Source organism: Oceanimonas sp. AH20CE76, from assembly GCF_039654065.1.
Lineage (GTDB): Bacteria > Pseudomonadota > Gammaproteobacteria > Enterobacterales > Aeromonadaceae > Oceanimonas > Oceanimonas smirnovii.
Genome location: NZ_CP155481.1, coordinates 249,200 through 260,000, shown reverse-complemented (window position 1 = coordinate 260,000; position 10,801 = coordinate 249,200). Strand labels below are relative to the sequence as shown.

9 protein-coding genes and 1 riboswitch (1 of these 10 only partly in view) are annotated in these 10,801 nt (G+C 55.5%); of the genes, 4 read left to right on the top strand and 5 right to left on the bottom strand.

Annotated elements, in window-relative coordinates; genetic code table 11:
• Together murI and N2M06_RS01315 are read right to left on the bottom strand one after the other, a co-directional pair.
• Positions 1-547, bottom strand: partial view of a glutamate racemase gene (gene murI / locus N2M06_RS01320; protein WP_346351373.1) — the 5' portion only. 263 nt of this gene lie to the left of the window's left edge; 547 of the gene's 810 nt are visible here — the first part of the coding sequence; the start codon lies at positions 545-547; the stop codon falls past the left edge of the window.
• Between the two features lie 230 nt (positions 548-777).
• Entirely contained in the window at positions 778-2,589 is a 1,812-nt protein-coding gene (locus tag N2M06_RS01315; RefSeq protein ID WP_317075128.1) for a TonB-dependent receptor, read from the bottom strand.
• A gap of 33 nt (positions 2,590-2,622) precedes the next feature.
• Positions 2,623-2,820, bottom strand: a riboswitch (cobalamin riboswitch).
• A gap of 175 nt (positions 2,821-2,995) precedes the next feature.
• On the opposite strand from N2M06_RS01315, the gene N2M06_RS01310 reads away from it, so the two are divergent.
• The 3 genes from N2M06_RS01310 to trmA all read left to right on the top strand — a co-directional run bounded on the left by N2M06_RS01310 (position 2,996) and on the right by trmA (position 5,938).
• A complete protein-coding gene (locus tag N2M06_RS01310) occupies positions 2,996-4,336 on the top strand; it encodes a sulfite oxidase (protein WP_346351372.1) in 1,341 nt (446 codons plus the stop codon).
• A gap of 11 nt (positions 4,337-4,347) precedes the next feature.
• Positions 4,348-4,713, top strand: coding sequence for a hypothetical protein (locus N2M06_RS01305; RefSeq protein ID WP_346351371.1), 366 nt, complete (start codon positions 4,348-4,350; stop codon positions 4,711-4,713).
• A gap of 133 nt (positions 4,714-4,846) precedes the next feature.
• Positions 4,847-5,938: a tRNA (uridine(54)-C5)-methyltransferase TrmA gene (gene trmA, locus N2M06_RS01300; RefSeq protein WP_346351370.1), complete on the top strand. Its 1,092-nt coding sequence runs from the start codon at positions 4,847-4,849 to the stop codon at positions 5,936-5,938.
• 71 nt (positions 5,939-6,009) lie between these two features.
• Here trmA and N2M06_RS01295 read toward each other — a convergent pair whose 3' ends face one another.
• The 3 genes from N2M06_RS01295 to rpmE all read right to left on the bottom strand — a co-directional run bounded on the left by N2M06_RS01295 (position 6,010) and on the right by rpmE (position 8,441).
• On the bottom strand, positions 6,010-7,254 hold the full coding sequence (locus tag N2M06_RS01295; RefSeq protein WP_346351369.1) for a malic enzyme-like NAD(P)-binding protein: 1,245 nt from the start codon (positions 7,252-7,254) through the stop codon (positions 6,010-6,012).
• A 120-nt stretch (positions 7,255-7,374) separates the two neighbouring features.
• The gene (locus N2M06_RS01290) at positions 7,375-8,184 is read right to left on the bottom strand and encodes a thermonuclease family protein (protein ID WP_346351368.1); all 810 of its coding nucleotides are present in this window, start codon (positions 8,182-8,184) and stop codon (positions 7,375-7,377) included.
• A gap of 41 nt (positions 8,185-8,225) precedes the next feature.
• A complete protein-coding gene (gene rpmE, locus N2M06_RS01285; RefSeq protein ID WP_306079681.1) occupies positions 8,226-8,441 on the bottom strand; it encodes a 50S ribosomal protein L31 in 216 nt (71 codons plus the stop codon).
• Between the two features lie 140 nt (positions 8,442-8,581).
• On the opposite strand from rpmE, the gene priA reads away from it, so the two are divergent.
• Positions 8,582-10,777 (top strand): primosomal protein N', encoded by a 2,196-nt coding sequence (gene priA / locus N2M06_RS01280; RefSeq protein ID WP_346352145.1) that lies wholly within the window; start codon positions 8,582-8,584, stop codon positions 10,775-10,777.
• The last annotated feature ends 24 nt before the right edge of the window (positions 10,778-10,801 follow it).

The window sequence follows — 10,801 nt, the reverse complement described above, 5'->3', positions numbered from 1 at the left end:
CCAGCGCATCAGGCTTATCGTTTCCCCGCCAGGGAGTAAGAATGCGGACAAGATGACTGATATTAACGGTTTCACCTGCCAGCTTGTCTTCTGCCATTCTTACCAGCTCGGTAGTGCCCAGCATGGATATTTGCATATCGGCAGCAAAGCGCTGCACCAACTCGGCAGTATAGCGGCGGGAAACCGTGCCCGGTGTGGCCAGCAGGCCGATATGTTTGAGTCCTTTTGAACGACAGTATTCAGCCGCGGGTTTAATGGCCGGCACCACGCCAACAACAGGTATGTGCAGTTGTTCGCGCAGCGCCGGTAGCACATAGGTACTGGCGGTATTGCAAGCGATGATCACAATATCGATATGGTGACGTGCCACAAACACAGTGAGCAGCTCCAGCACACGCTCTACCAGGCGCGCTTCATCCAGCTCGCCATAAGGAAAACAGGCATTGTCGAACAGATAGAAGTACTGATGTGCCGGTAATGCCCGGTGTACTTCCCGGTAGACGGAAAGGCCACCCATGCCGGAGTCGAAGATAAGAATGTTTGCCACTGACTGCCCTCGCTGTGCAAGGGCGACATAATAACGCCAACGGCTGAAAAAGAAAAAAAGCCGGCGCGAAGGCCGGCTTGGGATACCACGATGTCTGCAAGCACCGAGCAGGGTAGGACAAAGGCCCAACTTCACGACACGCTTCAAGTACTTCCATGTAGCGCTCGGCAAATGCCATCCGTGGCATTTGATCGGTCGTGAAGCCGCTTCCTTTATCCTTCTTGCTCATATCAGAAGCGGTAGTCGGCACCGACGTAAAACTCCATATCGGGGGCATCGTAGCCACTGACCACCTGATAGTCCTTGTCGAACAGGTTGTTGATCTTGCCGTTCAGGGTCAGGTTTTGGGTAAGCGGGTAGCGGGCACCGATATTCCAGATGGTGTAGGAAGGGGTATATACTGGACCAACTGCACCATAGGTTTTCCTATCACCCATATACATTACTTGAGCAAATAAATTAGCTTTTGCCACATCAATGTCACCGGTCCAGCTGAACTTGCGTTTGGCACGGTTAAGCAGCTGCTTCGCAGTCTCAATATCTTTGGCATTAGTGTACTCATAGCTGACGGAATGATGAAGTGGGCCCGTATCAGCATTAATAACAAACTCAGCACCTCTGATAAGAGTGTCAACATTATCTGTAGAGTTTCTAAAACTCACAATCATGTTATCTATTTCATTACGATAAATATTTAGCTGCCAATCAAATAGACTATAGTTACCAGATAATCCCAACTCCCAGTTTTCAGATTGTTCTGGCTTAAGCTCTGGGTTCCCCCCTCCCCAACTGCTCTTAGGGTAATATAAATCAGTAAAGTTCGGAGCTCTAAACGCAGTCCCATAACTTAATGTCGCTTTGTGCTGCTCCAGCAACTGAACTGACAACGCACTCTGCCAGGTGCCATGTGTACCGAACTGTTCGTTATCATCTACTCGGCCGGTCAGCTCCAGGGTAAGCGGTGACCAGGTATGATAGGCGGAAATAAACACACCTGTGTTATCACGGTCTGGCGCCGTAAAACTTGTGCTTCTGGACAACAAACGATCTTGTTGCCAATCCATACCAGTTAAAACGTAGGCCTGCTCGGCATAATAATACTGAATCAGGCCATCAACCCGGGTGGTAGCGGTGTTGGCAATATCGGCAGTATGCTGCCCATCACTTTTGTTCCAGTCCTCGGACTTAAATTCGCCATAACTGGCATTAAGCTGGCCAACTAACTGTTCGTCCTGATAGCGCAGACCAGTATCAACTTGATACGCTTTGGTATTACTGCTGTCAGAGCCAGGAAAACCAAAGTCTGGCTCATAATAATCATATTCCAGATTATTTTCCCAAGCATTAAGGTTGGCATCCAACGTCCAGTTCTGATCCAGCTGATGTTCCATACCCAGCGTCAGGTTTTTGCTGTCAAAGCCATCGCGGTCAGGCTGACTGTTGTCAGGCACCACATCATAGCCCCGGGTTTCCCGATAACCGGTGGCCAGCTGCAGCCGGGTGGCATCGGTGACCCACTGGTTAACCGACACATCGGCGGCATAGTAGTCGTTACTGCCTGTGGTCACGCCCACACTAATATCATTCACTTTAGAAGTGGTAATGATATTGACCACACCGCCAATGGCACGGGAGCCATAGATGGCGGCACGAGGACCACGAATATATTCAATGCGCTGAACGTTGCTCACCGGCAACTGGCTGAAGTCGACGTTCGAGTTCACCATCTGTGCCATGGGGCGACCGTTGAGTAACACCAGTACATGATCAGACTCGGTGCCACGCACAAACAGGCTGCTGAGCTGACCAATACCGCCGCTTTGGGAGCCAAATTGCATACCTGGCAGGGTTTCCAGCAAGTCAATCAGAGAACGAGGCTGGCGGCGTTCGATGTCGGCCCTGGTAATCACTTCCACCGGAGCCAGGGCACTGGTGAGCGGCTGCTCTGCCCGGTTGTAGATGGTAATAGAGGTAGGTTCAGACGAATTCTGGGCACAGGCGGCCCATGGCAGCAGTGCGGCTGCCAACAATTTCTTAGACATTCTTTTCCCTAGTTCGCGTAGTGAGGCCTGCGGCCTTGTGACTCTCTCTTTGGCAGGTTTTCGGACTTGAGAGCTCGGGCGGCAGCCCACCTACGGCGACGGCTTCCCACCTTGCGGCAGTGCCTGGAATCTTCCGTGTCGCTTTCGTTCCCTCTTACCGCTGCGCGCCAGTTCCGGATTTGCACCGGATTCCCATTTACGCCTGTCGGCACCAAAGCGCGGGCATTATAAAGGCTAACTGAAGATATATGCATGATTTTTGAGAAAAAACGCAAAACATGACTCATTGTGAAATATGAGCCGGCTCTCAATTACTTAAAATTAACATATATTTAACTTTGCAGTTTTTGATAGGCTGCCGTTTTAAGCTTATCGGCAGTGTCAGATGCAACAGGGAGAGAACCTTATGGCCAGCGATTCCAACAACAGCAAGCAGCCCACCCACAAGGGCATTCATGAACTGTACGGTGAAGATCCCATCAAAGCCGATAAGCAGCTCTGGGGCCGTGAGAGCGACCCCGGCAGCCGGCGGGGATTTTTAAAACGCAGCGGCCTGCTGGCCATGGCCACTGCCATTGGAGCCAGCATTCCCTTTGCCAGAAATATGCCGGCGGGGCTGATACCGGCCGCTTTTGCCCAGTCCGACGAGCCTTTTTCACTGCCCGGCAAAGAAGGGCTGACCATTCTTAACGACAGGCCCATTAACGCCGAAACCCCGCCTCATTTGCTGGATGACGAAATCACACCAGCCAAGCATATGTTTGTTCGCAATAACGGCCTGGTGCCTAATATAGAAACGCTGGACCCGGCCCAATGGACGCTGGAAATCGCCGGTGAGTCCTGCGAGAACCCCACTACTTTTACCATTGCCGAGCTGAAAGAAAAGTTTGAGCATCACAGCTATCAGCTGACGGTGGAATGCGGCGGTAACGGCCGCAGTGAATATGTACCGGCGGCCAGCGGCAACCAGTGGACGACCGGTGCCGTGGCCAGCCCCAAATTTACCGGGGTGCGGCTGCGGGACGTACTGGAAGCCTGCGGCATCAAAAAAGACGCCGTTTATATTGGTTATTACGGCGGCGACCTTCACCCCAGCGGCGATCCGGGCAAAGAGGCCATCTCCCGGGGCGTGCCCATGTCCAAGGCACTGGAAGACGAAACCCTGATCGCCTGGGCCATGAACGATGAAGACATTCCGGTGTTAAATGGCCACCCGCTGCGGCTGGTATGTGGTGGCTGGCCGGCGTCGACTTCGGGCAAGTGGCTGAAGAAAATCGTGATCCGCAATCAGGTGCACGACGGCAACAAGATGGCGGCCCCCTCTTACAGCGTGCCCAAATATCCGGTAGCCCCAGGCACTCAAGTGCCGAATAAAGACATGGAAATCATCGAATCCATGCCGGTGAAGTCGCTGATCACCTTCCCCAAAACCGGTATCAGCCATCAGCTGGGCCAGCCCTTGCAGGTGCGGGGTCATGCCTGGGCCGGTGATCTGGAAGTTACCGAGCTGCATGTGTCCATCGACTTTGGTGCCACCTGGCACAAGGCCGAGTTGCGCAAGCCCGCCAACCGGCTGGCCTGGCAGCACTGGCACAGCGAGCTGAGCTTTCCGGAAAAAGGCTATTACGAGATCTGGGCCAAAGCCGTGGATAACGAAGGCCATGCTCAACCCATGGTAGTGCCGGGCTGGAACCCCAAGGGCTATCTCAATAACGCCTGCCATCGCATTGCGGTGCAAATCGTTTAATGGAGGTATGCATGATACGCACTGCTGCAATAGGGCTGCTTCTGGGGCTGGCCACGGCTCCGGCGCTGGCCGCCGAGCAGGATCCGCAAACCGGCTTTATTATCGCGCCCGGCTGGGAGACGGTACGCAATAACTGCATTGCCTGCCACTCTGCCAAACTAGTTACTCAAAACAGTGGCAGCCGTGAGCACTGGCTGTCGCTTATTCGCTGGATGCAGGAAAAGCAGGGATTGTGGACCTTTGATGACAACACCGAAGAGACCATTCTCACCTACCTGAGCAGCGCCTATGGCCCCAAGGAAGGAGCCCGCCGGCCACCGCTGCGGGCGGATCAATTGCCGGAAAACCCCTACCGAAAGCCGGCCAGCACAGAGTAACTCTACTATTCGGCGGGAGCGGAGCAGCGCTCCTGCCTTTACCCGCCTTAAATGCCCACGCTCCGCTCTGGTCAACTGGACAAATTCACTACAAGCCGTAGAATTTGCGCTCCGTTTTAAAGTGAGGCGAATAATGAGCACCCAAGACAGCTACCAGACTCAACTGGATGAAAAAGCCGCCCGGCTGGAGCAAATTTTCGCTCCCTTTACCCCTCCCCGTCTGGAAGTGTTTGCCTCCGACCCCAAGCATTACCGCATGCGCGCCGAGTTTCGTGTGTGGCATGAGGGAGACGACCTCTATTACATCATGTTTGATCAGGCCACCCGGGAAAAATACCGGGTGGAGCAGTTTCCAGCCGCCTCAGCACTCATCAACACCGCCATGCCGCTGCTGCTGGAAGCCCTGCGCCCCAGCCCTGTGCTGCGCCGCAAGCTGTTTCAGGTAGACTTTTTGTCTTCCCTCAGCAACGAGCTGGTGATCAGCCTGCTCTATCATCGCCAACTGGGTGAAGACTGGCAGGCGGAAGTGACAAACCTGCGCGCCTGGCTGAAAGAAAGAGGCATTAACGCGCACATTATTGGCCGGGCTAAAAAGCAGAAACTGGTACACGACTGTGATTATGTGCTGGAGCGGCTGAACGTGTCCGGGCGAGAGCTGATTTATCAGCAGGTGGAAAACAGCTTTACTCAGCCCAATGGCCGCATGAACGAAAAAATGCTGGGCTGGGCACTGAACGTGACTCAGGGTGCCAGTGGTGATTTGCTGGAGCTGTATTGCGGCAACGGTAACTTCTCTCTGGCTCTGGCAAAAAACTTTCGCCGGGTGCTGGCCACGGAAATTTCCAGCTCTTCGGTCAAGTCAGCCCAGTACAATATTGCTGCCAACGCCATCGATAACGTCACCATACTGCGTATGTCGGCGGAAGAATTTACTCAGGCCATGCGCGGCGTACGTGAGTTTCGCCGGTTAAAAGGCGTGGATCTGCCAAGCTATGAGTGCAATACCATACTGGTGGACCCGCCCCGGGCCGGGCTGGATGAAGACACGGTAAAGCTGGTTCAGGATTACGACAATATCGTTTATATCTCCTGTAATCCGGACACACTGCGTCAGAACCTGGAAACCCTGAGCCAGACCCACCACATCAGCCGCTTTGCGCTGTTTGATCAGTTCCCCTACACCCACCATATGGAAGCCGGGGTGTATCTGACGCGCCGAAAGTGAATAGTGATGAGTGAAGACATGAAATAAAAAAGGGGAGCCGAAGCTCCCCTTTTTGCCGCTTAGACTGAATCTCAGTCCAGCATGTAGTTTTCCGGCAGGGCGATGCGGGCCACGCCGGATTCCACGGCGGCCACGGCCACAGCGCGGGCTACGCGAGGCAGCAGGCGCGGATCCATCGGCTTCGGAATCACATAGTCTTTACCGAATTCCAGAGAGTCGTAACCGGAAGCAGTCAGCACTTCCTGAGGTACCGGCTCTTTGGCCAGAGAGCGAATGGCGTCTACGGCAGCCACTTTCATCTCGTCGTTGATCCGGGTGGCACGCACGTCCAGAGCACCGCGGAAGATGAAGGGGAAGCACAGCACGTTGTTCACCTGGTTGGGGAAGTCGGAACGACCGGTACCCATCACCAGATCGGAACGAGTGGCGTGAGCCAGCTCGGGCTTGATTTCCGGATCCGGGTTGGAGCAGGCGAAGATAACCGGGTTCGGAGCCATCAGCTTGACGGCTTCAGCCGGCAGTACGTCGGGGCCGGACACGCCTACAAATACGTCGGCGCCGGTGATCACATCTTCCAGAGTACGCTTGTCGGTGTTGTTGGCAAACAACGCCTTGTACTCGTTCAGATCGTCACGGCGAGTGTGAATAACGCCGTTGCGGTCCAGCATGTAGATGTTTTCACGCTGAGCGCCGCACTTGATCAGCAGCTCCATACAGGCAACGGCGGCAGCACCGGCACCCATACATACGATGTGCGCATCGGCAATGTCCTTACCCTGCACTTCCAGCGAGTTGATCAGACCCGCAGCAGTAACAATGGCGGTGCCGTGCTGGTCGTCATGGAATACGGGCACATTACAGCGCTCGATCAGCTCTTTTTCAATTTCAAAGCATTCAGGTGCCTTGATGTCTTCCAGGTTGATGCCGCCAAAGGTGTCGGCGATGGCTTCAACGGTCTGAATAAATTCTTCGGTGGTGCGATGCTTGACTTCGATATCCACGGAGTCGAGGCCGGCGAAACGTTTGAACAGCAGCGCCTTGCCTTCCATTACCGGCTTGGAAGCCAGCGGGCCCAGGTTGCCCAGACCCAGAATGGCTGTACCGTTAGAGATAACCGCTACCAGGTTGCCTTTGGCGGTGTACTTATAGGCGTTTTCCGGATCGGCGGCGATTTCGCGCACCGGCTCGGCTACGCCCGGGCTGTAGGCCAGGGCCAGATCTTTGGCGGTTTCCGCCGGCTTGCTGATTTCAACGGAGATTTTGCCCGGCTTGGGGAAAGCATGATAGTCGAGCGCTTTTTGACGGAAGTCGGTCATTGTGCGAGTACCCTGATGCGATTGTAGACATTTATTCGATTACACTGTGAACAAGTTTATCACAATATTTATACAATGTGATATTAATCAACTTTTTTCACCTTGCCCAGTCTGATCCACTTATTTTTCTCGGTAAAACTGCCAGGGGTGATTCAGCCACAGCTGCCAGCCAGCACCCCGCTTACGTGCCTTGCCACGCACGAAAAGCCGGTCTCCGGGGGTTAACCGGGCCAGCTGGTCACGCCACCTGGCCGGCAGTTGCCGGCCCGAACGCAATGTCAGTCCGCTGCGGCTGAGCAATGTTACTTCGCCATGGCGAGCGTGCACGCGTTGCACTGTGATCAGCAGATTTTGCCAACGACGGCTTGCAGGCGCGGCCGGCAAAGAGCGGGTCCAGATGCCCAGCCGATGCCGTCGTGCAGCCTGCTCTGCCTGCAAAAGACAGGACCAATACGTATGATTGGGCTCAAACAGCATCAGTTCGCCCAATCCTGCCGCCAGCATGCTTTTTACCAGCAATTGTCCGCTGTTTGTCAGTGGATAAGCCAAAAGGCGTCCATAATCATCACGCCTTTTGGCTGCAAAAACCAGTTTCATTTGACTCTTTTCTGGTAATTTCTTGCTCAGCCAGCGCTGCGCTTTCCGGGCACCGGCTTCAGGTGCCAGACGCCCGTTTTTGTATAATTCCGGTGTGTCTATTCCCACCAGGCGAATACGTCTGCCATCAACAAGATGAACAGTATCTCCGTCTATCACTTTTTTAACATTTGCAGTTTCATACTGAGTGAATTGCGGACATGAAGCGCTGATGCCGAATGGCAATAAAAACAGAAAAAGCAGGGCAGGAACCAACATGGCTGCACACCACAGGAAGGCGGATCTGATTAACCATGGTTGATAAGGTGGGACAAGGCAAATGACAGGCAACAAAAAAGCGCCCGCAGGCGCTTTTTTGAGACCGGTGCAGCAACTTACTTCTTGCTGCCCAGCATGCCGAAACGCTTGTTGAAGCGATCAACACGGCCGCCGGTGTCAAGAATCTTCTGCTTACCGGTAAAGAAGGGGTGGCAAGCGGAGCAAACGTCCAGGTTCAGATCATGGCCCAGGGTAGAGCGGGTCTTGATCTCGTTACCGCAAGAACATTTGGCAACAATTTCTTTGTATTCCGGGTGGATACCTTGTTTCATGGACAACCTCTGTCAGTAGGCCGTGTCGCTATCTGATCCTGAGCCAGACACCACACGAGAGTTACACGTTTTGTGAAGGGTGCGAATAATATAGGATCGCCTTTTTTCAGGCAAGGAAAATGCGGATGAAAAAATCAGCAATGTCGCCTTCGGCACAACAGGCTCTGGTGCGGGTGGTACTGCCCGTTCCCCTGCGCCGGGAGTTCGATTATCTGTGTTCGCAGCCTTTGCCCGAAGCAGGTTGCCGGGTACGCGTGCCTTTTGGTAATCGCACTCTGGTGGGTCTGGTGCTGAGTCATCCGCAAACCACGGAACTGGATCCGGCCCGCATTAAGCCGGTAACCGCTGTTATCGACAACACGCCTGTACTGAATGAGGCAGACCGCAAACTGCTGGCCTGGGCGGCACAATATTACCTGCACCCGCCGGGAGAAGTGTATTTTCAGGCCCTGCCCACCCTGCTGCGCAAAGGTGAAGAAGCCGGTTACCGGCCGGTGGAAAGCTGGCATGCGCTGGAAGGCGATAACAGCAGCCTGAACCGGGCAATAAAACAGCGACAAGCTTACGAGCTGCTGCAACACACTCCCATGACGCCGGGTGAGCTGGGAGCCAGGGGGGTCACTTCCGCCACGCTTAATGCCCTGGCCAAAAAAGGGCTGGCCGAAAAGCGGGAAAGCCTGCCCGCCCGCACCCACTGGCGCGGCAAGGTCACCATTAATGAAGACGCCAAACCCAGGCTGACCACGGAGCAGGCACTGGCGGTAAGCGTGCTGCAGCAGGCAAACCGTTTCAGCCCCTTTTTGCTGGAAGGCATTACCGGCTCAGGCAAGACCGAAGTCTACCTGCAGGCCATGGAACCGGTATTAAAAGCAGGCAAACAGGTATTGGTGATGGTGCCGGAAATCGGCCTCACGCCCCAGACCATAGCCCGCTTTCAGCGCCGGTTTCCGCTGCCGGTATGCACCCTGCACTCGGCCATGAACGAGCGGGAACGGCTTGACGCCTGGCTGGCCTGCCAGGACGGCAGCGCCGCCATTGTGATTGGCACTCGCTCCGCCCTGCTCACGCCCTTTGACCAGCTTGGCCTGATTATTATCGATGAAGAGCACGACAGCTCTTTCAAACAACAGGACGGCTTTCGCTACCATGCACGGGATCTGGCGCTGTTGCGCGCTCATCAGCTGAATATTCCCATTCTGCTGGGCTCGGCCACACCCAGTTTTGAAAGTCTGCACAATGCCGCTGCCGGCAAATACCAGCTGCTTACTCTCAGCCAGCGGCCGGGTACCGCCACTGTGGCCGAGCATTTGCTGCTGGACAGCCGCCATGTACAGCTGGAGGCCGGGCTGTCGCCCCAGCTGCAGCAGCTGATGGCGGAAGAGCTCGGCAAAGGCAATCAGGTCATGCTGTTTCTTAACCGCCGGGGCTATGCGCCTGTGCTGCTGTGCCACGACTGCGGCTGGCTGGCAGACTGCGAGCGCTGCGATGCTCATTACACCTGGCACAAAAACGGCAACCGGCTGCACTGCCATCATTGCGACCATCAGCGCCCTCGTCCACCCCAGTGTCCGCAATGTGGCAGCAGCAAGCTGGTGGGCACCGGCCTGGGCACCGAGCAGGTGGAGCAGGCGCTGGCCATGCTGTTTCCTCAGTACAACGTCATTCGTATCGACCGGGACAACACGCGCCGCAAGGGCAGCTTTGAGCAGCACCTGGAAGGCATTCGCGCCGGCAAATACCAGATTTTGCTTGGCACGCAAATGCTGGCTAAAGGACACCATTTTCCCGATGTGACTCTGGTGGCCATGCTGGATGTGGACGGTGCCCTGTTTGCCGGTGATTTTCGTGCTGCCGAGCGTCTGGCTCAGCTGTATATTCAGGTGGCCGGCCGCGCCGGCCGGGCCAGCAAACCGGGCCGGGTGGTGCTGCAGACCCATCATCCGGATCATGCCCTGCTGCAGGATCTGGCCAATCAGGGATACCGGCATTTTGCCCACACCGCGCTGGAAGAGCGCCGTCAGGCCGGACTGCCGCCCTACAGCTATCAGGCACTGTTTCGCTGCCAGGCCACTCAGGGCGAGGCCTGCCGGGAGTTCCTGGTACCGCTGGCTCAACAGCTGGCCCCGGCCCTGCCCGCCTCCGTGCTGTGTCTGGGGCCTTTCAGTGCGCGCATGGAGCGCAAGGCCGGCCAGTACCGTTATCAGATGCTGCTGCAGGCAAACAGCCGGCGGGAGCTGGCCAGCGCCTGCCGCCATGCACTGGCCATTGCCGACAGCCTGCCGGCGGCACGCAAAGTAAGGTGGTCACTGGATATTGATCCGCAGGAGTTGTGGTGATCTGCAGCAAGCAACAATGCGGTT

Excerpts from the sequence above, each read along its gene's own strand:
- N2M06_RS01315 (WP_317075128.1), bottom strand. The coding sequence starts at position 2,589 with ATGTCTAAGAAATTGTTGGCAGCCGCACTGCTGCCATGGGCCGCCTGT.
- N2M06_RS01310 (WP_346351372.1), top strand. The coding sequence starts at position 2,996 with ATGGCCAGCGATTCCAACAACAGCAAGCAGCCCACCCACAAGGGCATT.
- N2M06_RS01305 (WP_346351371.1), top strand. The coding sequence starts at position 4,348 with ATGATACGCACTGCTGCAATAGGGCTGCTTCTGGGGCTGGCCACGGCT.
- trmA (WP_346351370.1), top strand. The coding sequence starts at position 4,847 with ATGAGCACCCAAGACAGCTACCAGACTCAACTGGATGAAAAAGCCGCC.
- N2M06_RS01295 (WP_346351369.1), bottom strand. The coding sequence starts at position 7,254 with ATGACCGACTTCCGTCAAAAAGCGCTCGACTATCATGCTTTCCCCAAG.
- rpmE (WP_306079681.1), bottom strand. The coding sequence starts at position 8,441 with ATGAAACAAGGTATCCACCCGGAATACAAAGAAATTGTTGCCAAATGT.
- priA (WP_346352145.1), top strand. The coding sequence starts at position 8,582 with ATGTCGCCTTCGGCACAACAGGCTCTGGTGCGGGTGGTACTGCCCGTT.